Origin of the sequence: Paraburkholderia sp. BR10882, from assembly GCF_040948855.1 — a bacterium.
Lineage (GTDB): Bacteria > Pseudomonadota > Gammaproteobacteria > Burkholderiales > Burkholderiaceae > Paraburkholderia > Paraburkholderia nodosa_A.
In genome coordinates, this window is the sequence record NZ_JBFPKP010000002.1 from 881,182 (window position 1) to 902,927 (window position 21,746).

Annotated in this window: 18 protein-coding genes; 6 read left to right on the forward strand and 12 right to left on the reverse strand. The window is 65.6% G+C overall.

All coding sequences use genetic code 11. The features are described from left to right. Positions 1-14: 14 nt before the first annotated feature. From AB3X99_RS09025 to AB3X99_RS09045, 5 genes are all read right to left on the reverse strand, one after another. Complete coding sequence (locus tag AB3X99_RS09025; RefSeq protein WP_245623541.1) at positions 15-260, reverse strand: DUF2964 family protein; 246 nt, start codon at positions 258-260, stop codon at positions 15-17. 319 nt (positions 261-579) lie between these two features. Then, the gene (gene fliD / locus AB3X99_RS09030; RefSeq protein WP_368616682.1) at positions 580-2,022 is read right to left on the reverse strand and encodes a flagellar filament capping protein FliD; all 1,443 of its coding nucleotides are present in this window, start codon (positions 2,020-2,022) and stop codon (positions 580-582) included. A 157-nt stretch (positions 2,023-2,179) separates the two neighbouring features. Further along, the gene (locus tag AB3X99_RS09035; RefSeq protein WP_368616683.1) at positions 2,180-2,773 is read right to left on the reverse strand and encodes a YigZ family protein; all 594 of its coding nucleotides are present in this window, start codon (positions 2,771-2,773) and stop codon (positions 2,180-2,182) included. Positions 2,774-3,574: 801 nt separating this feature from the next. Then, the gene (locus AB3X99_RS09040; protein WP_069261772.1) at positions 3,575-3,892 is read right to left on the reverse strand and encodes a hypothetical protein; all 318 of its coding nucleotides are present in this window, start codon (positions 3,890-3,892) and stop codon (positions 3,575-3,577) included. A 311-nt stretch (positions 3,893-4,203) separates the two neighbouring features. After that, a complete protein-coding gene (locus AB3X99_RS09045; protein ID WP_368616684.1) occupies positions 4,204-5,874 on the reverse strand; it encodes an acyl-CoA synthetase in 1,671 nt (556 codons plus the stop codon). Positions 5,875-6,047: 173 nt separating this feature from the next. On the opposite strand from AB3X99_RS09045, the gene AB3X99_RS09050 reads away from it, so the two are divergent. Then, positions 6,048-6,800, forward strand: a complete 753-nt coding sequence (locus AB3X99_RS09050) for a Crp/Fnr family transcriptional regulator (RefSeq protein WP_368616736.1) — start codon at positions 6,048-6,050, stop codon at positions 6,798-6,800. A 119-nt stretch (positions 6,801-6,919) separates the two neighbouring features. Further along, positions 6,920-7,276 (forward strand): DUF4148 domain-containing protein, encoded by a 357-nt coding sequence (locus tag AB3X99_RS09055; protein ID WP_368616737.1) that lies wholly within the window; start codon positions 6,920-6,922, stop codon positions 7,274-7,276. Positions 7,277-7,284: 8 nt separating this feature from the next. Here the strand turns inward: AB3X99_RS09055 and AB3X99_RS09060 are convergent, their stop codons facing one another. Next, the gene (locus AB3X99_RS09060) at positions 7,285-9,069 is read right to left on the reverse strand and encodes a peptidoglycan D,D-transpeptidase FtsI family protein (protein WP_368616685.1); all 1,785 of its coding nucleotides are present in this window, start codon (positions 9,067-9,069) and stop codon (positions 7,285-7,287) included. Positions 9,070-9,287: 218 nt separating this feature from the next. Then, a complete protein-coding gene (locus tag AB3X99_RS09065; RefSeq protein ID WP_368616686.1) occupies positions 9,288-10,835 on the reverse strand; it encodes a methyl-accepting chemotaxis protein in 1,548 nt (515 codons plus the stop codon). Positions 10,836-11,252: 417 nt separating this feature from the next. Here AB3X99_RS09065 and aepX point away from each other — a divergent pair, with 417 nt between their 5' ends. Genes aepX through AB3X99_RS09080 form a run of 3 tightly spaced genes read left to right on the forward strand, consistent with a single transcriptional unit; the run spans position 11,253 to position 15,232 of the window. After that, a complete protein-coding gene (gene aepX, locus AB3X99_RS09070; RefSeq protein ID WP_342946689.1) occupies positions 11,253-12,959 on the forward strand; it encodes a phosphoenolpyruvate mutase in 1,707 nt (568 codons plus the stop codon). Next, the gene (aepY, locus tag AB3X99_RS09075; RefSeq protein WP_368616687.1) at positions 12,956-14,155 is read left to right on the forward strand and encodes a phosphonopyruvate decarboxylase; all 1,200 of its coding nucleotides are present in this window, start codon (positions 12,956-12,958) and stop codon (positions 14,153-14,155) included. The genes aepX and aepY overlap by 4 nt, the downstream gene beginning before the upstream one ends. A 9-nt stretch (positions 14,156-14,164) precedes the next feature. Then, positions 14,165-15,232: a 2-aminoethylphosphonate aminotransferase gene (locus tag AB3X99_RS09080; RefSeq protein WP_368616688.1), complete on the forward strand. Its 1,068-nt coding sequence runs from the start codon at positions 14,165-14,167 to the stop codon at positions 15,230-15,232. Positions 15,233-15,295: 63 nt separating this feature from the next. On the opposite strand, the gene AB3X99_RS09085 is transcribed toward AB3X99_RS09080, so the two are convergent. The 3 genes from AB3X99_RS09085 to AB3X99_RS09095 are packed head-to-tail and all read right to left on the reverse strand — an operon-like array spanning position 15,296 to position 18,443. Further along, positions 15,296-16,753 carry a YfcC family protein gene (locus AB3X99_RS09085; protein ID WP_368616689.1) on the reverse strand — a complete coding sequence of 486 codons (1,458 nt, stop codon included), beginning with the start codon at positions 16,751-16,753 and terminating at the stop codon, positions 15,296-15,298. A 23-nt stretch (positions 16,754-16,776) separates the two neighbouring features. Beyond that, complete coding sequence (locus AB3X99_RS09090) at positions 16,777-17,547, reverse strand: IclR family transcriptional regulator (protein ID WP_069261780.1); 771 nt, start codon at positions 17,545-17,547, stop codon at positions 16,777-16,779. An 8-nt stretch (positions 17,548-17,555) separates the two neighbouring features. Beyond that, positions 17,556-18,443 (reverse strand): N-formylglutamate amidohydrolase, encoded by an 888-nt coding sequence (locus AB3X99_RS09095; RefSeq protein WP_083245007.1) that lies wholly within the window; start codon positions 18,441-18,443, stop codon positions 17,556-17,558. A 441-nt stretch (positions 18,444-18,884) separates the two neighbouring features. On the opposite strand from AB3X99_RS09095, the gene AB3X99_RS09100 reads away from it, so the two are divergent. Further along, complete coding sequence (locus AB3X99_RS09100) at positions 18,885-19,985, forward strand: porin (RefSeq protein WP_368616690.1); 1,101 nt, start codon at positions 18,885-18,887, stop codon at positions 19,983-19,985. 17 nt (positions 19,986-20,002) lie between these two features. On the opposite strand, the gene AB3X99_RS09105 is transcribed toward AB3X99_RS09100, so the two are convergent. Both AB3X99_RS09105 and AB3X99_RS09110 read right to left on the reverse strand, forming a co-directional pair. Then, complete coding sequence (locus tag AB3X99_RS09105; protein WP_368616691.1) at positions 20,003-21,232, reverse strand: PepSY-associated TM helix domain-containing protein; 1,230 nt, start codon at positions 21,230-21,232, stop codon at positions 20,003-20,005. A 261-nt stretch (positions 21,233-21,493) separates the two neighbouring features. Then, entirely contained in the window at positions 21,494-21,643 is a 150-nt protein-coding gene (locus AB3X99_RS09110) for a hypothetical protein (RefSeq protein ID WP_176732810.1), read from the reverse strand. Between the last annotated feature and the right edge of the window lie 103 nt (positions 21,644-21,746).

The following is a 21,746-nucleotide window of genomic DNA, read 5'->3' on the forward strand; positions in this document are numbered from 1 at the left end:
CCGGGCGGCGTGCGTTAGTCGGCGCGATTGCGGTCGCGCACGAGGATCGACACGTAGATCGCCGTGCAGACGATGATGACGGCCACGCCGGCAATCACCTTCTGGTGGTCGAAGTTGATGAGCCCGACCACCGCGATGGCGATGCCGGCGGCAGAGCCGAGCGTGCCCATTGCGGCCACGAAAATGCGCACCTTGCTCCAGACGCGATGGCGCCGCTCGGGACCTGCGCCTTCCATAAACCGATGCAGTCGATCAAACATGGCGGCTCTTCCGGGTTGGGTAGAAGACGGTCATGCGGGCGCGAATGACTGCGCGGCGCGGACCAGATCAAGTATAGCCAGCCCATTATTACGCGTTCTTTCCATTGCCTGCGCGCTCACGCGCCGGAATTCCCGATCGTTTTTTGCGCGCGTTTAAGTTTGTCTTAATTTTGGCTCGCCATGATGGAGCGGTCGGGTCGATTCGATAGTTCGATTCGCGGTTGTTCTTCACGTCCCCTGTTGGCCGCCGATTCACTCGGCGGCCTTTTTTTTGTCTGCCGTCGACGTTTGCTAGCGTCGATCACGGCGTATTCAAGCCTTATTTGTGATTCGTCGCGAGGGCGCCCGCGCTGTTTGCACCGCCAAAGAGCTGTGTCAGATATTGCTGGTTGTTGTTCATGATCGACATGAGGTTATTGAGCGCGGTGAACTGGCGATTGAATTTCGCAGTGAGCTGGGTTGCGCGCACATCGAGCATCGACGACTGCTTTTTGATGTCGTCGAGTTCCTTGTTGATGGCCGTGCTGCGCCGCTCGATGATGCCGCTCGACTGCACGTAAGGCGTAATGGCGCTGTTGAGCTTCGTGGTCAGGCCGCCGCTGCCGAACAGCGCCGCAATCGCACTGTTGCCCGGTTGCAGCGCCTTCTTGAACGTCTCGTCGTCGATCTCGAGCTTCCCGCTCTTGTCGAGCTTGATGCCGATCTCGCCCAGCGAATGGGTCACGCCGTCGCTGCCCTTCACGCCCGCCGAAACGAGCGCCGGCAGACTCGCCGCGAGGGTGCGCGCGATCGAGTCGCCGAGCAGCGCGCCTGCCTGCGCGCTCGTCGAACCGGTTGCGGCCGTATAGGAGGTCAGCCCGTTCAGGGCATCGACGTAACTGTTGTGCGCCTTCACGAAGTCGCGGATGGATGTGCCCGTCGCTTCGGTGTCGGGAGCGACGGTGAGCGTTTGCTTCGTGCCCACCGAGGCGCTTGCAAGCTTGATCGTGATGTCGCTCACCACGCCCTCGAGCGTGTTGCTCGCGCTCGTGACGCGCGTGCCGTCGATGCGCAGCTCGGCGTCGCCGGCTGCCTCGACTTCGCGCATCTGCGAGGAAGCGAGCCGCGTGTCGACGCCCGCGCCCGCCTGCACGTCGATCGCGTTGGCCGCGCCGGTCTTGTTCGCGGTCAGCACGAGGTGCTGGCCGTCGGCGCCGTTGACGATCGACGCCGTGACGCCTGGGTTGTCCTTCGCCCGGTTGATCGCCGCGACGACGTCGGTGAGCTTGTTGCTGCCCGCAGCGATCGTCAGATGCATGGACTTGCCGCCCATCGCGATGTCGAGGCTGCCTTCCCCGAGCGTCTCGCCCGTGTCGAAGCTGTCCGAGGCGAGCTTATGCGCTGTCGCGAGGCGATCGACTTCGACCGTGAAGCTGCTCGCCACGGCGTTCTTGCCGGCCACCGCGCTCAAGCCCTTGTCCTTCTCGCTCGTCGTGACGGTGAAGCGCTGCAGCGCGGCGCCATCCTTGAACGGCTCGAGTGCGGTCTGGAGCGAAGCGAGCGCCGACTTCAGCGTGCCGAGCGCCGATAGCGTCGTGTTGCTGGCGGTCTGCTTCGCACTGAGGATGGCGCTCGGTCCCGCGATCTTCGCGTTGACGAGCGCCTTGACGAGCTGGTTGACGTCAAGTGCGGAGTTGGTCGCGCCGCTGATGATCGACTGGGCGGCGTCGCTCAGCGCGCTGTTCGTGCTGGCGGTCGTGGTGTTCGTGATCGTGCTTGCCATGAAAGAAGTCCGTTCGTTCTGGTGCGTCGAGTCGACGGAACGCGCGAATGCGCGGCCATGCTTTCATTACGGCAAGCTTTCATGAAACTTTATGAAAGAAATGAAAAGTTTTTGAAAAGTGCGCGATCGGCACTGCGGCGGCGGCTAGCCGCCCGCTTCAAACGGGCTCGGGGAAGCCCGAGCGGCCTTGCGTGAGATCGGTGAGCGTGGTGCGCGCGGCGTCCACGGCGGTGGCGGGCAACTGGATCGTGAGGCGGACCGTCATGGTGTACTGGCTTTGCACGAGCGTGAACTGCTCCTGGTCGATCCAGTGGCGCACGCGGGTTTCGTCGGGATAGCCGAGTTCGACGGTGAGGCGCGCCTGCGCAATGCGCTCGACGCGCTCGGCCCCCTGCAGGGCGCTGGCAATGGCGTCGGTATAGGCGCGCACGAGGCCGCCCGCGCCGAGCTTCACACCGCCGTAATAGCGCACGACGGCGGCGAGTACGCCGTCCAGGTCGTGATGGCGCAGCACTTCGAGGATCGGGCGCCCGGCGGTTCCGGAGGGTTCGCCATCGTCGGACATGCCGGACTGGCCGCCCGCAAGCAGCGCCCAGCAAACGTGCGTGGCGGTGGGGTGTTCGTCACGCAGACGGCGGATTTCGGCCATGGCCGCTTCGCGGTCGGCAACGGGAATGGCGTGCGCGATGAAGCGGCTCTTGCGGACATCGAGTGCCGCGGTGACGGGATGGGCGAGGGTGAAAGTTGGCACAAGCGGGGTGGCACTGCTGGCGAAACCCCCATGTTAACCGATGCTCATGGGCCGGCTTTCGACGTCCGTCCCCATATCTTGCCAGTTTGCGTAATGGTTCTTTGCGCCGGATGCTAGTGACGCCCCGGCCTTCAGCCCGGATAATGCACGGCATGACGGATCTAGCTCTGGCTGGAGCGAAGCCGAACTCCTCATTCGGTGATCCGTCATCGTTCCTTCTCTCGCGGCGCCGCTGCATGTTCCGGCAGACGCGATTCTCCAAAGCACAGAAGCCAAAAAAATCCCCGGTCGGACTGTGTCACGACCGGGGGTCACAAGGCTCGCCTGTTCTCAAGAGGCAATCCCACCTTACGTCCGCAAAATTGCGGCCGCAATCGGAAAAAAAACCTGGTGCGCGTGACACCCGAAGGGCGCTAGTGTTCTCATTCGTGCGCAAAAAAATCCCGGCCATCGCTGGCCGGGCAATGAGAATACACCGTGCGCTCCGGGGAACGAAACGCCCATCAACGTTACCCGCGCGCCGTGCGGCCGGCAACACCTCCGCATTACCTGCAATTACTGACATCTGCCTTTCCGGCCGCAGCCGGCGCGCGGCACGGCAGGCCGGATACGCCGTGTGGCGGGCATCGTGCTCACATTGTTATGCATGCCGAACGATATCCATGCGCTCGCACGCGCGTGCTGAAGTAAGGCGCCGAAATGCGCCGAGGCCGGTCTCCCTTGAGGGAAGACCGGCCTCGGTGTGCCGCTTCAGGGGCCTCCAGAGAAGGCGGCCCCTGGATCACGCGCGCATCACGCGCATCAGTAACGCGGCGGGGGCGGCGGACGATGGTCGTCCTCGCGGTAGCGCGGGGGACCCGGATCGTGCGGGTGATGGTGCATCCACTCGTCGTGTTCCCAATAGCGGTGGCCGTCGTAATAACGGTTCTCGTGCCAGCCGATCGAGACGTGCGCGTCCACCGGCATCATGTGCGGTTGACCGTATTGCGGCGCCGATTCGGCACGCAGCCCATACGGTGCGGATTGAGCGAAGGCGCTCGATGCGCCCATCAATGCGCCGCCGGCGATCAGTGCTGCGGCGATGGCGCGGGCGGGGGTCTTCCAGCTCTTCGTGTTCATGAGTTACCTCCTCGTTGGTTGCGTCGTCAGTCACGCGGCATCGGGATGCCTTTGTGTTGCGACCACGGTTCAAAGCTTATCGGCCCGAAGCGGAGGAAAACGTGACCACTTGTAAGCTTTCGTTTCATACGATTCTTCATGCGAGAAAGGCTGCTTTGACAGTTGACCCTTGATGCAGAAAGGATTAAGCGCCGCACCTGACAATCGCGACCGAGCCACAGGGGGTCGGGGTGTCAACTGACGTTACATTCAGGCCGCGCGGGCCGCCTGAATGCGTCACGTCTACCGGCCAGCAGGCCCCGATGTCGTTCTTACCGAGGTGTTTTCGGCGCGGGTGTTGCACCAGCCACGTCGATCGCGCTTTGCGAACCTAGTTGCGCGCGCAACTCATATTTCTGGATCTTGCCCGTGGCCGTGCGCGGCAGTTCGCCGAATCGCACGGCGCGTGGCACCTTGAAGTGCGCGAGAAAGAGCCGGCAGTGCGCGATGATTTCCTCGGCCGTGGCGCTCGCGCCGGGCCGCAGTTCGACGAACGCGCAAGGCACTTCGCCCCACTTCGGATCGGGCATCGCCACGACGGCGGCGAGCGCGACGGCCGGATGGCGATACAGCGTGTCTTCCACCTCGATGCTCGAAATATTCTCGCCGCCGGAGATGATGATGTCCTTGCTGCGGTCGGTAATGCGCACGTAGCCGTCGGGCGTCATCACGCCGAGGTCGCCCGTATGGAACCAGCCGCCGCGGAACGCCTCTTCCGTCGCGCGCTCGTTTTTCAAGTAGCCCTTCATGCAGATGTTGCCGCGGAACATGATCTCGCCGAGCGTTTCGCCGTCGGCGGGTACGGGCTCCATCGTCTGCGCATTGCGCACGCTGACGCCGCTTTGGAGGTGATAGCGCACGCCCTGGCGTGCGGCGAGGCGCGCCTGCTCCTCGTCGGGCAGCGTCTGCCAGCCCGCCTGTACCGCGCATACGGCAGCGGGGCCGTACACCTCGGTCAGACCATAGACATGCGTGAGTTCGATGCCGATCGCCTTCATCTTCGCGATCACGGCCGGCGCGGGCGGCGCGCCTGCCACCATCGTGCACACCGTGTGAGCGATGCCTTCGCGGTACTCTGCGGGTGCGTCGGCGAGCGCGCCCTGCACGATGGGCGCGCCGCAATAGTGCGTGACGCGCTCGCTGCGAATGAGGTCGAACACGAGCCTCGCGTCGAACTTGCGCAGGCACACGTTCACGCCCGCGCGCGCGGCGACGGTCCACGCAAAGCACCAGCCGTTGCAATGAAAGAGCGGCAGCGTCCAGAGATACACGGCGTGCTTGGGCATGTCCCATTCGAGGATATTGCTCACCGCGTTGAGATACGCGCCGCGATGGTGATAGACCACGCCCTTGGGGTCGCCCGTCGTGCCCGACGTGTAATTCAGCGCAATGGCGTCCCATTCGTTGCGCGGCGGCTCCCAGGCGAACTCGGGATCGCCTTGCTCGAGGAACGCCTCGTAGTCGGTGGCGCGCGGGAAGTACTCGGGGTCCGCGGGCGCGATGTCGGCCACGCTGATGATCCCGAGGTTGGGGAATTCGAGCGCCGCGCGCTGCGCGAGCGCCGCGAATTCGGTATCGACGATCAACGCCTTCGCTTCGCCATGGCGCAGCATGAACAGCATGGTTGCGACATCGAGTCGCGTGTTGAGCGTGTTGAGCACCGCGCCGAGCATGGGCACGCCGAAGTGCGCCTCGACCATCGCGGGGATGTTGGGCAGCAGCACCGCCACGGTGTCGCCGCGGCCGATGCCCGCCTGACCGAGCGCGCTCGCGAGCCGCCGCGTGCGCGCATAGGTTTCGCGCCAGTTGCGGCGGACGTCGCCGTGGACCACAGCCAGGCGCTCGCCATAGACCTCAGCGGCGCGGGCGATGAAATCGACCGGCGTGAGCGGCACATAATTGGCTTCGCGTTGCGCGAGCCCTTCTTCGTAGGGGTGCAACATGGCGGTGTCTCCGAACGGTTATTGGTGTGTCGATAGGATTCGCGCTACCGTAGCAGGGCCGCGCATGACAGTCTGTCGCCGGCGCGACAGAGCGGGCCGCGACGCACGGTCCGCCCGACAAGATCGACCCAAAGATTGACCTAACCCAGGAAAGCGCGATGTCGCAATCCATTATGCCCCCGGACGGGACACCGCCCGCCCGCGATTCTTGGCGCGAAGGCGAGCGCATCGACGCCGCCAACGCCGCGCGTCTTGCCTCGCTGTTCGAGCGCTACGCGTGGTTCCGCGGGCTCGCGCCCGAGCATCGCGAGTGGGTGCTGGCGTCGTCGCATGCGCAGGGCTATGCCGCGGGCGCGATCGTCGCCGCGCGCGAAGCGCCCTCCGACTGGTGGCTCGGCGTGAGTTCCGGCCTCGTGAAGCTGGCGATCTTCAATGCGTCGGGGCGCGGCTGCACGTTTTCGGGCGTGCCGCATGGCGGCTGGTTCGGCGAGGGGAGCGTGATCAAGCGCGAGCCGCGCAAGTACGACGTGATCGCGCTGCAGCCGTCGCTCGTCATGTCCGTCGCCACCGAGACGTTCCACCGGCTCATGGATTGCAGCCTGCCGTTCAACCGTTTCGTGATCCATCAGCTCAACAACCGCATGGGCGAGTTCATCGCGTTGATCCAGAACAGCCGCTTGCTCGACGTCGATGCGCGCGTCGCGCAGTCGCTCGCGCAGATGTTCAATCCCGATCTTTATCCCGAGACGGGGCGGGCGCTCGACATCTCGCAGGAGGAGATCGGCATGCTGGCGGGCGCGTCGCGTCAACGGATCAATCAGGCCCTGCAGACGCTCGAGCGCCAGGGGCTCGTCGCGCTCTCGTATAACCGCGTGGACGTGCTCGATCTCGACGGGCTGCGCGCATTTGGCCGCGACCAGATCTGAGGACCGCAGAACTCCTTATCAATCTTGCGAGGAATGGAAGACTCTCTCCCTCGCTAGCCGGTTTTTACGCATGGCCGCGCTGCGTAGACTTTGCTCATCGAATTCATACGGAGAGCATGGTGAGAAACGCAATGCTGCGCGCGGCGCTGGTGTCGATGATGGCGATCGTTCCGGCGGTCTCGTTCGGTCAATCCACCAGCACGCACAACGGTCCGGTGACGCGGGCCCAGGTGCTGCAGGAATTGGTCGATCTGGAGTCGGTGGGCTACAACCCGGCTTCGGCGAACGATGCCACGTATCCGGAAGATGTGCAGAGCGCCATGCGCCGGCTCGCCGAAAAGCGCGCCAACGAAGCGCGTCTGGCGCAGGAGCAGGTCGCGCAATCGGGTTACGGCGCGCCGCCCGCACCCAATGCAGAAGCGGGGGCGCCCGCCGTGTCGGGCAGCGAGCCGCCGCCCGCGTATCGCCACCATTGATTGCGGCGCTAACCGCGCCCTGAGCCGGCCCGGGTGCCGCTGGCACCCTTGGCGCTCTCGGGGCCGGCCGCGACATCGGGCGGCACGCCGAGCAACTGGAGTGTGCCGGCCGTCACACCCGAAAATACCGGCCCCGCAACCGTGCCGCCATAAAATGCCTTGCCCGCCGGATCGTCGATCATGACCGCGACGATCACGCGCGGCGCGCTCATCGGCGCCATGCCGACGAACAGCGCCCGATAGCGGTTCTTCGCATAGCCCGCGCCGATCTGCTTGCGCGCTGTGCCGGTCTTGCCGCCCACCCGATAGCCTTCCACATTCGCGGCGCGCCCCGTGCCGCCGTCGCTCGTCGCCATCTCCAGCATCTTGCGCATGGCGGCGGCCGTGGCCGGCGTCGTGACCGCGCGCGCCGCCGACGCGGAGGCACCGCCCGCGCCGGCCGGCGCTTCGCGCAGGAGGGCGGCCGGATGCAGCGTGCCGTCGCCGGCGTAGGCCGTGTAGATCTGCGCCATCTGCAATAGCGATGTAGACAGGCCGTAGCCATATGCCATCGTCGCCTGCTCGATGGGGCGCCAGCGCGCCCACGGCCGCACGCGGCCCGGCGCCGCGCCCGGGAACGTGACGCCGGGCCGCTGCCCGAGCCCGTACTCCTGATACTTGTCCCAGATCGTTTGCGCGGGAAGGTTCAGCGCGAGCTTGGCGAGCGCGATGTTGCTCGACTTCTGGATCGCCTCCGCCACAGTCATGCGGCCATGATTCGAGGTGTCGTGGATCGTCGCGGGGCCGATGCGGTACGTGCCCGGCGAGGTGTCGATGAGCGTGTTCGCGTTGACCTTGTGCAGGTCCATCGCCAGCGAAACGACCACGGGCTTGATGGTCGAGCCGGGCTCGAACGTGTCGACCACGGCGCGGTTGCGCAGCTGCTTGCCCGTGAGCCGCGCGCGGTCGTTCGGATCGAACGACGGCCAGTTCGCGAGCGCGAGGATTTCGCCGTTCTGCGCGTCGAGCACGACGACGCTGCCCGCTTCCGCATGATTCTTCGCCACGGCCGCCTTGAGCTGCGTGTACGCGAGCTGCTGCACGCGGCGGTCGATGGTGAGCTGCACGGTGTCGCCGTTGCGTGGCTGCACGCGCTCTCTCGGCTCCGAAACGACGCGCCCGAGCCGGTCGCGGATCACCTCGCGCTGGCCCGGCGTGCCGCGCAGGCGCGCGTTCGCGGCGAGTTCCACGCCTTCCTGGCCGGCGTCTTCGATGTCGGTGAAGCCCACCACGTGCGCCGCCGATTCACCTTCGGGGTAATAGCGCTTCGAGTCGGCGATCAGGGTGATGCCGCCCATGCCCATCTCGTCGATGTGCGCGGCGGTGTCGGCGTCCACCTGGCGCTTGAGCAGCACGAAGGAGCGGTCGCCGGCAACGCGCCGGTCCAGTTCCGCGAGCGGCATGTCGAGCAGGCGCGCGAGCGGCGCGTGCGCGGCGGCATCGAGAAGACGCGGATTCGCCCAGACTTCGAAAGTTGCGAGGCTCACGGCCAGCAGCGCGCCGTTGCGGTCGACGATGCGCCCGCGCATCGCGTCGAGCTCCAGCGTGCGCTGGTAGCGCTTTTGGCCCTGCTTCACGTAAAAGCCGTGATTGGCGACCTGAATCCAGAACGCGCGCCCGGCCAGCGCTGCAAAGGCCGCGAAGGTGATGAACACGATGAACTTCGAGCGCCACGCGGGCAGGCGCGGCGCAAGCATCGGGTGACGGGTCGCGGTGGCGTGCGGGTCGCGCGGCGGTTTCCTGGAACGGATCATCGGCAAGGCGGGGTGGAAGGCAGAATCACATTGTAAACATGATGTAATTGAATTGAAATGATGGGTGCGCACGGCCGCGAGGCAATTGGGCGCGCGAGCGGTGAGGGGAGCGGGGGAGGCGCAAAGCGAACCGGGCCGCGAATGCGGCCCGGCGGGTAGACATGCGTACCGGCGGCGAACCGGCGGCGAACCGGCGGCGAGCCGGCGTGGCGACAGCGTTACGCGTGCGCGGGCAAGCGGAAGCTCGCGATCGACTCGCGCAGCACGCTCACCTGATCCTTGAGCGAATGGGCGGCGGCTGCGGCCTGTTCCACGAGCGCCGCGTTTTGCTGCGTCACCTGATCCATCTCGCCCACGGCGCGGTTGACCTGCTCGATGCCGGCGCTCTGCTCGCGCGAAGCGTTGCTGATCTCTTCGAGGATCTCGTGCACGCGTCGCACCGACTGCACGATCTCGGTCATCGTCGCGCCTGCGTTGGTCACGAGATGCTGACCTTCGGTCACGGTGCCGGTCGACTTTTCGATCAGCGCCTTGATCTCCTTGGCAGCGGTGGCGGAGCGCTGCGCGAGGCTGCGCACTTCGGCGGCCACCACCGCGAAGCCGCGGCCTTGCTCGCCCGCGCGCGCCGCTTCCACAGCGGCGTTCAGGGCGAGGATGTTGGTCTGGAACGCAATGCCGTCGATCACGCCGATGATGTCGCCGATCTGCTGCGAGCTCGTTGTGATGTCGCCCATCGTGCGCACGACGTCGTCGACTACGGCGCTGCCGCGCGTCGCGACGTCGGCGGCCTGGCTCGCGAGCGACGCCGCATGCTGGGCGCTGTCCGCGTTCTGGCGCACGTTCGCCGTCATCTGATCCATGCTCGACGCGGTCTGCACGAGCGCCGCCGCCTGTTCCTCGGTGCGTTGCGAGAGATCCGTGTTGCCAGCCGCAATCTCGTTCGCGCCCACGTTGATGTTTTCGGCGCCGCTGCGCACGCGCGAGACGGTTTGCACGAGCGCCGTCTGCATCGTCGCGAGCGCGCGCATCAGGCTGGTCTCGTTCGTGCCCTGCACCTGCAGGCGCAAGGTGAGGTCGCCCTCGGCGATGCGATTGGCCGCGTCCACCGCGCCTTCCAGTTCGCCGCCGATGCTGCTGCGCACGCTGCGCACCACGAGCACCATCACGGCCGTGGCGGCCCCGCCCAGCAGGAAGGTCACGGCGAGCCAGCGCAGCAGGCTGTCGTAGAACTCGGCGCGCACGTCGTCCATGTACATGCCCGTCACGATCACCCAGTCCCACGGCACGAAGCGGCGGCCGAAGCTCAGCTTGGGAACGGGCTCGCTGTGGCCGGGCTTGGCCCAGAGGTAGTCGAGGAAGCCGCCGTTCGGGCCGCTCGCGGCGTTCACGAGCCCGGTGAACACATGGGTGCCCGCGGGGTCGGTGAAGTCGCTCAGGTTCTTGCCGTCGAGCTCGGGCTTGATCGGATGCATCAGCATGACCGACTGCGAGTTGTTGATGCTCAGATAGCCGTCGGTGCTGTAGCGGATCGAGCCGATCACGGTCAGCGCCTGCTTCTGGGCGTCGGCTTCGGGCATGACGTTGCGCTGCGAGAGCCCGTAGTAGTAGTTGGCGATGCTCGTCGCTTCGTCGACGAGCGTGGTGAGCTGCGCGCGCCGCTCGCGGATCATCGCTTCGCGGCTTTGCCAGGCGCCAAAGGCGACGATCAACAGCAGGCCGATCCAGAGGATCGCGATCATCGAGCGGAGCTTTTTGTTGAGGGTCATGTTCTGCATGGTCGGTCGGATATTTCACAGGGCAGGAGCGGTGCGACTGGCGATGCGTTGCCGCCAGACTGTGTTTACGGCCCACGCAAACGTGCGCGAGACCCAGGGGGAACCCTGCTTAGGCAGCTTTTTCTTCATACAAATCAAAGTCCTTGATCTGGCGCATATGACGCGCTGCTGAAACGCCTGCGAACGCGCCGACAAAAGCCACAAATTTCACAGCAACTCCATGATTTGCCACTCTTTGCAGGGATCGACTGCGGATAGGAATCATTTCCGATATAGTCGCGACTTTGCCCCCGGCCTGCCTGACTTCGAGGCTTGCGATCAAGCCGGGATGAAGGACCTTTACCAACGATGCGACGCACACGGCGCAGCCCCGCTGCGGCCCGCATGACGTCCACTGGAGCAACAAGAATGAACGCACGCGAACCCGCCCTGGTCCCCGCCGCTCTTGCCACATCGCGCAGCGCGCGGCTGCGCCAGATGCTGACCAGCAACGAACTCGAATTCCTGATGGAAGCGCACAACGGCCTTTCCGCACGCATCGCGCGCGAGGCGGGCTTCAAGGCGATCTGGGGCTCGGGCCTCTCGATCTCCGCGCAGTTCGGCGTGCGCGACAACAACGAGGCGAGCTGGACCCAGGTGGTCGACAACCTCGAATTCATGGCCGACGCGAGCGACCTGCCCATCCTGCTCGACGGCGACACCGGCTACGGCAACTTCAACAACGTGCGCCGTCTCGTGCGCAAGCTGGAGCAGCGCGGTATTGCGGGCGTGTGCATCGAAGACAAGGTGTTCCCGAAGACCAACAGTTTCATCGGCGGCGAAGCGCAACCGCTTGCCGACATCGACGAGTTCTGCGGCAAGATCAAGGCCGGCAAGGATTCGCAGACCGACGAGCACTTTTCGATCGTCGCGCGCGTCGAGGCGCTGATCGCGGGCTGGGGCATGGACGAAGCGCTCAAGCGCGCCGAAGCGTATCGCCAGGCCGGCGCAGACGCGATCCTCATCCACAGCAAGCTTTCGAAAGCTGACGAGATCCTCACGTTCGCGCGCGAGTGGGCGGGCCGCGGCCCGCTCGTGATCGTGCCGACCAAGTACTACAGCACGCCGACCGAGGTGTTCCGCAAGGCGGGCATCAGCACGGTGATCTGGGCGAACCATCAGATCCGCGCGGCCGTTTCGGCCATGCAGGCCGTCACCAAAACGATTTACGACACGCAAACGCTCGTCGATATCGAAGACCGCATTGCTACGGTCAACGAAATTTTCCGCTTGCAGGACGCCGACGAATACTCGGAAGCCGAAGACCGCTACCTTAGCGCCACGTCGCGCGGCGCGGGCTCGGCGATCGTGCTGGCCGCGAGCCGCGGCTCGGGTCTCGACGCCTACACGGAAGACAAGCCCAAGGTCATGCTGCCGGTCGCGGGCAAGCCGCTCCTGCGCTGGCTCGTCGACGCGTTCAAGAAGCAGTCGGTCAACGACATCACCGTGGTGGGCGGCTACAAGGCCGAAGCCATCGACACGGCGGGCATCAAGCTCGTGCGCAACGAGCGCTTCGCGCAGACGAACGAACTCGCTTCGCTCGCGTGCGCGGTCGGCGCGCTCGACAACGACACGGTGATCTCGTACGGCGACCTCGTGTTCCGCAGCTACATCCTGCGCGATCTCGTGGAAAGCGAAGCGGACTTCAGCGTGGTGGTGGACTCGTCGCCCGAGTCGGAGAACAGCAGCACGCGCGACTTCGCATGGTGCTCGGCCGCCGACGAGCGCGATCTGTTCGGCAGCAAGGTGATCCTCGAGCGTGTGGCGAGCGACCCGGCCGCGAACGGCGCGGCCCCGCACGGCCGCTGGATCGGCCTCGTGAACGTGCGCGGCGCGGGCCGCGCGAAGCTCGCGAAGAAGCTCGCGCAGCTGCAGACGCGCGCCGACTTTGACACGCTCGACATGCCGGCGCTGCTCAACGCACTGATCGCAGACGGCGAGAAAATCGAAGTGCAGTACGTGCACGGCCACTGGCGCGGCGTGAACGACCTCGAAGACTTCCGCCGCGCGGGAGATTTCGCTCAGGGCGTCTATACGCACGCGCAAACGCCGCTGGGCGCGGAGGGCCAGGCATGATCGAAGCCGCACAATTCGTCGAAGCGGCGCGCTCGCGCGGCTTCGAGTGGTACGCCGGCGTGCCGTGCTCGTACCTCACGCCGTTCATCAACTACGTGCTGCAGGACGACTCGCTGCACTACGTGAGCGCGGCCAACGAAGGTGACGCGGTCGCGGTCATCGCGGGCGTCGCGCTCGCGGGCAAGCGCGGCATCACGATGATGCAGAATTCGGGCCTCGGCAACGCCGTGAGCCCGCTCACTTCGCTGACATGGACGTTCCGTCTGCCGCAACTGCTGATCGTGACGTGGCGCGGCCAGCCGGGCGTGCCCGACGAGCCGCAGCACGCGCTGATGGGCCCGGTTACGCCGCAGATGCTCGAAACGATGGAAATTCCGTGGGAGACGTTCCCCACGGAAGCCGACCAGATCGCGGCGGCGCTCGATCGCGCCATCAAGCACATGGACGCAACGGGCCGCCCGTACGCGCTCGTCATGCAGAAGGGAAGCGTGGCGCCGTACGAACTCGAGGGCGGCGGCGCGATGCCGGCGAAGCACGCGTTGCCGGTCGCGCAGGTCAAATGGACCGGGCGGACGCCTGATCAACTGCCCACGCGCCAGCAGGCGCTCGAGCGCGTGATCGCGGCGACGCCTGCCGAGTCGACGGTGGTCGTCGCCTCGACGGGTTTCTGCGGCCGCGAACTCTACGCACTCGACGACCGCTCGAACCAGCTCTACATGGTGGGCTCGATGGGCTGCGTCACGCCGTTCGCGCTCGGTCTCGCGCTTGCGCGGCCCGACCTCAACGTGGTCGCGCTCGACGGCGACGGCGCGGCGCTCATGCGCATGGGCGTTTTCGCCACGCTCGGCGCCTATGGCCCGGCGAACCTCACGCACGTGCTGCTCGACAACGGCGCGCACGATTCGACGGGTGGCCAGGCCACCGTGTCGGGACAGGTGTCGTTCGCGAACGTGGCCGCCGCGTGCGGTTACGCCGACGCCGTGGAAGGCGACGATCTCGCCATGCTCGACAGCGTGCTCACCGCCGCGCGCGAACGTGCGAAGCGCGCTTCGGGTGTCGAAGGCACGCGCTTCGTACGCCTGACGATTCGCCGCGGTACGCCCGACGGCCTCCCGCGCCCCACGATCACGCCGCCCGATGTCAAGACGCGCCTTATGCGCCACATCGGCGCCGCCGTCGTCACGTCCGCTGAATAAGGAACTACCATGCTGCTGCTCAATCCCGGCCCGGTCACGCTCACCGAACGCGTGCGTCAGAGCCTCCTCCAGGAAGACCTGTGCCATCGCGAAAGCGAGTTCTTCGACGTGCAGGAAGAGGCGCGCACGCGTCTCGTGGGCGTCTACGATCTCGACCCCGCGCAATGGCAGGCCGTGCTCATGACGGGCTCCGGCACGGCTGCGGTCGAAAGCATGATCTCGACGCTCGTGCCCGCGAACGGCAAGCTGCTGATCGTCGAGAACGGTGTGTATGGCGAGCGCATCACCGCGATCGCGAAGCAGTATGGCATCGCGCATGAAGTGGTTAAGCACGACTGGATGCAGGCGCCGGATCTCGCGCGCATCACGGCCGCGCTCGACGCCGACAAGTCGGTCACGCACGTCGCGATCATTCATCACGAAACGACCACGGGCCGCCTGAACGATCTGCGCGCACTGGGCGAAGCGTGTTGCGCGCGCGGCGTGCAGATGCTCGTGGACGGCGTGAGCAGCTTCGGTTCCGAAGCGATCGATTTCGGCGACGCGAGCATCGCGGCGGTGGCGGCCACGGCGAACAAGTGCCTGCACGGCGTGCCGGGCGCTGCCTTCGTCGTGGTGCGGCGCGCCGCGCTCGCGCAAGCGCATAGCCGCACGTACTATCTCGATCTCAAGCGTCTTGCCACGCTGCAGGACCAGCGCAATACGCCGTTCACGCCTTCGGTGCACGCGTACTACGCGCTCGTCGAGGCGCTGCGCGAACTCGCTGAAGAAGGCGGCTGGCAGGCGCGTCACGCGCGCTATGCGACGCTTTCCGAGCAGGTGCGCGCGGGGCTCGCTGCGCGCGGCATGGAAAGCGTGCTGCCGAAGGACGAATCGTCGGTGGTGCTGCGCGCGTTCCGCTTGCCCGCGGGCGTCGATTATCCCGCGCTACATGACGCGCTCAAGACGCGCGGTTTCGTGATCTATGCGGGGCAGGGCGGCTTGTCGGCGGAACTGTTCCGCATCTCGACGATGGGCGACATTCACGCCGCCGATGTCGAGCGCTTGCTGGCGGCGTTCGATGAAGTGACGCGTTAAGGGCGTATTTCGCAAGCGACTAACGGGCGGCTTCGGCCGCCCGTTTGCTTTCGTGGTCGCGCTTCAATATCCAGTGACTACCGCAAGCGCAAGGGTCGCAGAAGACAGCACGAGCAGCACGAGAAAGAGCGGCAGAATGAAGCGTATCCACTCGCCGAAGCCCACGCGCGCCGTGGCGAGATACGCGAGCAGCATGCCGGAGGTGGGCGTGACCATGTTCGTGAGGCCGCCGCCCAGCACGAATGCGAGCACCGAGGTCTGCCCGCTCACGCCCGAAAGCTGTGCGATAGGCCCGATGATCGGCATGCTCACCGCTGCCTTGCCCGAAACCGAAGGAATGAACACGTCGAGCAGCATCTGCACGGCCATGAGTCCGTTGGCGACCCAGACGCTCGAGCGTCCGTGCGCGAGGCGCGTGAAGTAGTCGATCAGCGTATCGAGCACGAAGCTGTTCTGGAGGATCAATTCGACCGATGCCGCAAGCCCGATCAGGAGACCCGCGAGCACCATGCCCTTCATGCCGTCGACGAAGGCCTCGGACGCGCTGCGCGAATCGAGCCGCCCGACGAGCGCTGTCACGATGCTGATCGCCACATAGAATGCGGAAAGCTCGACGTTGCCCCACTTCAGTTCGCGCGTGCCGAACACGAGTGCAGCGGCCGCAAAAGCGAGGATGACGAGCGTCGCCTTGTGGCGGCGCGAGAGCGGCGTAGGCGCATGCAGCGCCTCGACGGCGGCCTCGCGCCGATAGCCGCTGCGACGCACATAGAGCAGCAGATACGCGACGCCGATCGTCAGAAACACCACGAATATGCCGAGCCGCAGCGCCAGCCCGCTGAAGAGCGGCACGCCGACGATGGGCTGCGCCACCGCGAGCGAAAGCGGATTCGTAACCGACGCGATATAGCCGATCTTCGCCGCGATCGCGACGAGCGCCACTGCGAACAGATTCGAGAGGCCCAGCCGCTTCGCGAGCAGCATCACCATCGGGATGATGACCAGGTACTCGGAAATGAATCCGAGCAGGGTGCTGCCAAGCCCGATCAGGATCATGAGCAGCGGCGCGAGCACGTAGACGTTGCCGGCGGTGAGCTGGAGCAGGCGGTCGATGCCGGCGTCCACTACGCCCGTGCGTTTCGTGACGCCGAACATGCCGCCCACGAACATCACCATGACGATGAGCGGCGCGTTCTTGATGAGCCCGTTCGGGATGGCGACGAACACGGAGACGAGGCTCGCGGGCGCCGCATGATCCAGCGTGCTCTTTGTCACTGACGGCGCGACGAGCGTGGCGAGATCGCTGCTTTTCGGCACCACGTGGTAGGTGCCCGGAATCACCAGCTTGTCGTGGCGCTCGAAGCGGCCCGCGTCGACGAACCAGGTCATCGCCAATGCGGCGGCGAGTACCCAGAGCATCATAACGACAGGGTGCAGCATCTTGCCGTGCGGCCTGGTTTCCGGTTTTGCGTCTTCGGTGGGCGTCGTGTCTTCGCGCGGGGAAGAGGGCGGAGCGGCGATCATGATAAGGATTCCTCTGTGCGTACTCAGGCGGAAAGCGCCGCGGCGCGTGCGCCCGCATAGCCGAGTTCGGCGGAGATCGCATCGGCGCAGGCTTGAAGACGTTCGAGGTAGTCGGGAATCTCGGCGCGGCCGATGCGCATTTCCGGCCCTGAAATGGCGACGGCCGCCACCGTCGCGCCCGACATATCGCGCACCGGCGCGGAGATCGCCACTGCGCCGGCCGTCACTTCGCCGAGACTCACGGCGTAGCCCTTGCGCGCGATCGCATCGAGTTCCTCGACAAGCGCGATCAGGTCCGGCGCCTCGGGCATCTTCTTCATGCGCGCGAGATAGTCGGTGCGCACGGCACCGGGTGCGAAGGCGAGCAACACCTTGCCCGAAGCGCCGTGGTTGATCGACCGGCGGTTGCCCACCGCGCCTACTGCTCGCACCTGGTGCGTGGTCTCGCATCGCGCGACGCAAACCGTCTCGAGGCCCTCGCGCACCCGCAGCACGATCGTCTCGTTGATCGCCTGGTTGAGCGCGAGCATGTGGCGCGAGGCGGAGCGCACGAGCGTGTTCTGCTGCGTGGCTGCCACGCCAAGTACGAAGGCTTGCGGGCCGAGCGCGTAGGTGGAGGTTTGTGCGTCCTGTACGACATAGCGGTGCAGTTCCAGCGTGCAGAGCATGCGATAGGTGCGCGATTTGTTGATACCCAGCTGCGTGGACAGTTCCGTTACGCCAAGGCCGGGATGCTCGGCCACATAGCTGAGCAGTTTGAGCGCGTTGTCGACGGCATCGACGATATAGGTCATGGTTATGCTCACTTTGCGTTGAGTCGCGCGCGCGCCCAGTCGGCGAGGGCGTCGGCGAAGGCGTCGAGGTCGCGCTTGAGCGTGTCGAAACCCGCATGCTTCGAACACGTCGCCTCATCCATGTAGAGCGCGCGGTTCAGTTCGATCTGGATGCTGTGCCGGTTGCGCGCCGGATCGCTCACGGCGCGCAGCAGGTCGCCGCCCTGGTAAGGCTCGTTGATCTGCACGCGATAGCCGGCGGCCGCAAAGTGCTCGGCGACCCATTGCGTGAAGGCCGGATCCGACGTCGTGCCGCGCCGGTCGCTGATGACGAAATCGGGGCGCGCCTCGCCCGAGTCGACGTTCATTTCGTTGCCGCGCGATTTCATGGAGTGACAATCCACGTGCCATAGCGCGCCGTGCTGTGCGTAAGCCGTTTCGGCCGCCTGAGCGAGCGCCGCGCGGTAGGGGCGGTAATACGCGTCGATGCGGTGCCGGACTTCATCGACAGAAAGCTTGCGATCGTAGAGCGGCATGCCGGGCAGCGCGTAGCGGCGGATCAGTCCCATGCCGCGTCGCGTGTACGGCTCGGGCGCGAGCGGCTCGGGCCAGGGCTCGGCGAGCAGTTCGGCGTCGATGTCGGTGATGGCGCGGTTCGGGTCGATATAGGCGCGCGGAAAGCGTGCGCCGATCAGCACGCCGCCGCGCGCGGGAACGCCGCCCCACAGTTCGTCGACGAACGCGTCCCACGAGGTGAGGATCGCCTCGCGCGGCGCGACGGTGCCGAAGTCGTCCGGCAGCGTAATGCCGCTATGCGGGGAGTCGAACACGATAGGCAGCGGCGCAGCCTGTGCCGCAACGGTGAAGCAGGGCGCGTGTTCGTCTGCCTGGGGGGAAAGAAGGCTGGTGTTCGTCATCGCTAGTCAGTTACTTGTCGCCTGTTTTAGTGAATAAAACAGCGTTTTAATTTCAAGAGACAGCGTAGCGCGCGGTAAAAATTGGGCCGATTGGGGTTTCCCCTGGAATGGCTCGGTAAAAACGGTGAAATGAACCAACTGTAAAGGATTACAGCGATTTTGACGGACGCCGCGACGCCTTGGGTCGTGTCGCGGGTTTTTGACAGCTTCTTGACGGGACGGAAAGCCGGCCCGAATAATTAATAATACGCTGTTTTAAACGTTAAAACAAGCGGGTGAGGCAAGCATCGCTAACGGGGAGTACGAGCAGGCAACCGACGCTCTGCGCTGCACAGCGATGCCGTTTCATCAGGACTGCAAAAGATAGATCGCACCTCGCGGCGCGCATCTGGAGATCAACGTCAATTGATGGCACATCGAATGCCAGAAGGAGAAAAACGCATGTTTCACGCATCCCGGCACACCCTCGCACTCGTCATCGGCGGTCTCGGTCTCGCGGCCTCGCACGCTAACGCGCAGTCGAGCGTCACGCTCTACGGCATCGCCGACGGCGGCTTCACCTACACGAGCAACCAGGGCGGCAAGTCGAACTTCCAGGCGACGGCCGGCAGCGAGCAGGGCTCGCGCTGGGGCCTGCTCGGCAGCGAAGATCTGGGCGGCGGCAATCGCGCGATCTTCCGCCTCGAGAACGGCTTCAACCTGCAGACCGGCACCGCGAGTGCGAACGGCCGCATCTTCGGCCGCCAGGCGTGGGTGGGCCTCGCGAGCGACCGCTGGGGCTCGCTCACGTTCGGGCGCCAGTACAACGCGGCGCAGGACTCGCTCGAACCGCTGCAGATGGCCGTGGAGACGTCGCAATACGGTACGCACCCGTTCGATACCGACGACCTGAACAACACGTTCCGCACCGACAACTCGGTCAAGTACGTCACGCCCAAGTTCCACGGCCTGACGATCAACTCGATGTACGGTTTCAGCAACAACGCGGGCAACTTCGGGACGAACCGTTCATGGAGCATAGGCGCGAGCTATGCGGGCGGGCCGCTGCAGTTCGGCGCAGCGTATGTGCAGCTCGATCATCCGGCCACGGACACGACCGGCGCGATTCCTTCGGACAACTACTTCACGTTCCTGAAGGGCATTACGCAGCAGCGCATCTGGGGCGCGGGCGGTGTGTACACCTTCGGCAACCTCGGCGTGGGCGCGATGTACACGAACGTCGCGTTCGAGCTGACGCCGCAAAGTCAATACCAGCACTATCAGAACGCGGAAGTCAGCCTGCGCTATGCGATCACGCCGTCCATTCATGCCGCGATCGGCGAAACCTGGACGGGCGTGAATGCGAACGGCCAGAAGGACAGCTGGCACTACTGGCAGACGACCAGCGCGCTGCAATACTTCCTCTCGAAGCGCACGGATGTCTATCTCGACCTCATCTATCAGCGTGCAACGAACGCCGTGGCGCAGATCGAAGGGACGTCGGGCGCATCGAGCAACGGCAACCAGTTCCTCGCGGTGACGGGCATCCGCCACAAGTTCTGAGTGGCTGACCCGGGCGGTCAGTTCGCGGCGCGCTCGCGCGTGCCGATCGTGCTGGCCGCCTTCGCCTGCTTCGCGGGCTTGCGCCGCGCACGCGCTTTCTTGAGCCAGATGAGCACGCCGGTCACGCTGAGCATCGCGACGACAACGCCGGTAATGCTGATGGCGATACGTCCCGGCAGCCCGGCAATGCGGCCCGAGTGCAACGGAAACTGCGCCTGCATGAAGATATCGCCTGCGCTGCCGCGGCCCGGAATCTGCCTGCCGAGCACCTGGCCCGTGCGCGCGTTCATGATGAGCCAGGCATTGCCGAGGCCCGCGTCACCGTGATCGTTGCCCGCCTCGAAGTAGCCCACGCCATACACGCCGGAGGTGGGCAGCCCGAAGAGTCCCCCCGGCGGCGCTGTGATGCCTTCCCGGCGGCCCATCCCGGCGGCTTCCGCCACGATGCGTTCGCGCGCGGCGGTGGCTTCAGCGGGCGTGAGCGCGGGGCCCGGCGCGACGATGCGGAACGGGTCCGGCGCGAGCGTCGAGAACACCGACACCACGGGGCGCACGACCTGCGCGCCGAGGTTCATCGAAATCGATGTCACGGCCACCACGATCAGGAGTCCCCAGAGCCACACGCCGCCCGAGCGGTGCAGATCGAACGTGAGCGCATACCCGCCGCGCTTCACGCGAAAGGCGAGCGACTTGCGCCAGCTTTTCAGGTTCGGGAACGCGAGGACGATCGCGATGAAGCCGTCGAGCAGCCATACCATGCCCACCACGCCCATCGTCCACACGCCGAAGTCGATGCCCATCTTCGTCGGCATGAATAGCGTGTAGTGGAGCTGGTAGAGGAAGGGGATCAGGTTCTGGCGCGCAAGCGAAGGCTTGCCCCACATGCGGCGGCCTTGCTCCTCGCCCGTGACGGGGTCGAGCGCGACCTGGTTGAAGTCGAGCGCGTAGGGCGCCTGGCTCGCGGGGTTCAGGCGCGGCGCGACTTGCGCGATCCAGGTATGGCCAGGCTCGACGGAAAGCGGCATGAAGGTTACGACCGCATGCGGTTCTTCGGCCTCGAGACGCTTCGCGAGTTCGAGCGCAGGCAGCGGGGTGCCCGGCGTCGCGCTACGGAAGAACGTTGGATTGAGCAGCGCGTCGAGTTCGTGGTCCCACGCGATCACCGCGCCGGTCAGTCCGGCGAGGAACAGGAAGGCTGCGGTGCCAAGACCGAACCAGCGGTGCAGGCGGACCAGCATCGGTCTCATGCAAAACCTCGGCTCGCCGGCCGGCGCGCGGGGGCGAACGCAATCACGATTGGGCTCACGGCAATCTTGAAAAATACTGCAAATAGGAATCGTTTGCATTCTACGGATCGACCGTCGAAGGCGCAAGCTTTGCGAAAGGCGAGGATATGGGGGCGGAAGAAGCGCGGAGCGCAGAAGCGGACGCGGCGCTTGCGAGATGTCGTCGCGAGCGCCGCTACGACCATGAGACGCGATGCCCGGCCGCGGCGACCGGGCGTGCGATCACACGGGGTCCTTGTCCGGCGGCCCCTCGGGCTGCTGCGGTTCGTCCTTGTGATGGCCCGGTGCCGGTGGGGTGAGCGGGTCGCGTTCGGGGTCCCGTGTCGGATCGGCGAGTGGATCGGGAAGCGGATTCGTGTGCGAGCAGATCATCGCGAGGTCCTCTTGCGCTAAAGCGTGCGGACGTGTGGTGCGCGTCAACCTATAGCGTAGGCGATCGATTGCATGCCTGGCACTCGCAATTGAACAATCGCCG

What these genes read in the sequence shown, in the direction of transcription:
- AB3X99_RS09045 (WP_368616684.1), bottom strand. Translation starts at nt 5,874, where the DNA reads ATGTTGCACCCCTACGAAGAAGGGCTCGCGCAACGCGAAGCCAATTAT.
- AB3X99_RS09025 (WP_245623541.1), bottom strand. Translation starts at nt 260, where the DNA reads ATGTTTGATCGACTGCATCGGTTTATGGAAGGCGCAGGTCCCGAGCGG.
- AB3X99_RS09105 (WP_368616691.1), bottom strand. Translation starts at nt 21,232, where the DNA reads ATGAGACCGATGCTGGTCCGCCTGCACCGCTGGTTCGGTCTTGGCACC.
- AB3X99_RS09085 (WP_368616689.1), bottom strand. Translation starts at nt 16,753, where the DNA reads ATGATCGCCGCTCCGCCCTCTTCCCCGCGCGAAGACACGACGCCCACC.
- AB3X99_RS09080 (WP_368616688.1), top strand. Translation starts at nt 14,165, where the DNA reads ATGCTGCTGCTCAATCCCGGCCCGGTCACGCTCACCGAACGCGTGCGT.
- aepY (WP_368616687.1), top strand. Translation starts at nt 12,956, where the DNA reads ATGATCGAAGCCGCACAATTCGTCGAAGCGGCGCGCTCGCGCGGCTTC.
- AB3X99_RS09110 (WP_176732810.1), bottom strand. Translation starts at nt 21,643, where the DNA reads ATGATCTGCTCGCACACGAATCCGCTTCCCGATCCACTCGCCGATCCG.
- aepX (WP_342946689.1), top strand. Translation starts at nt 11,253, where the DNA reads ATGAACGCACGCGAACCCGCCCTGGTCCCCGCCGCTCTTGCCACATCG.
- AB3X99_RS09060 (WP_368616685.1), bottom strand. Translation starts at nt 9,069, where the DNA reads ATGATCCGTTCCAGGAAACCGCCGCGCGACCCGCACGCCACCGCGACC.
- AB3X99_RS09095 (WP_083245007.1), bottom strand. Translation starts at nt 18,443, where the DNA reads ATGACGAACACCAGCCTTCTTTCCCCCCAGGCAGACGAACACGCGCCC.
- AB3X99_RS09090 (WP_069261780.1), bottom strand. Translation starts at nt 17,547, where the DNA reads ATGACCTATATCGTCGATGCCGTCGACAACGCGCTCAAACTGCTCAGC.
- AB3X99_RS09065 (WP_368616686.1), bottom strand. Translation starts at nt 10,835, where the DNA reads ATGACCCTCAACAAAAAGCTCCGCTCGATGATCGCGATCCTCTGGATC.
- AB3X99_RS09040 (WP_069261772.1), bottom strand. Translation starts at nt 3,892, where the DNA reads ATGAACACGAAGAGCTGGAAGACCCCCGCCCGCGCCATCGCCGCAGCA.
- AB3X99_RS09100 (WP_368616690.1), top strand. Translation starts at nt 18,885, where the DNA reads ATGTTTCACGCATCCCGGCACACCCTCGCACTCGTCATCGGCGGTCTC.
- fliD (WP_368616682.1), bottom strand. Translation starts at nt 2,022, where the DNA reads ATGGCAAGCACGATCACGAACACCACGACCGCCAGCACGAACAGCGCG.
- AB3X99_RS09050 (WP_368616736.1), top strand. Translation starts at nt 6,048, where the DNA reads ATGCCCCCGGACGGGACACCGCCCGCCCGCGATTCTTGGCGCGAAGGC.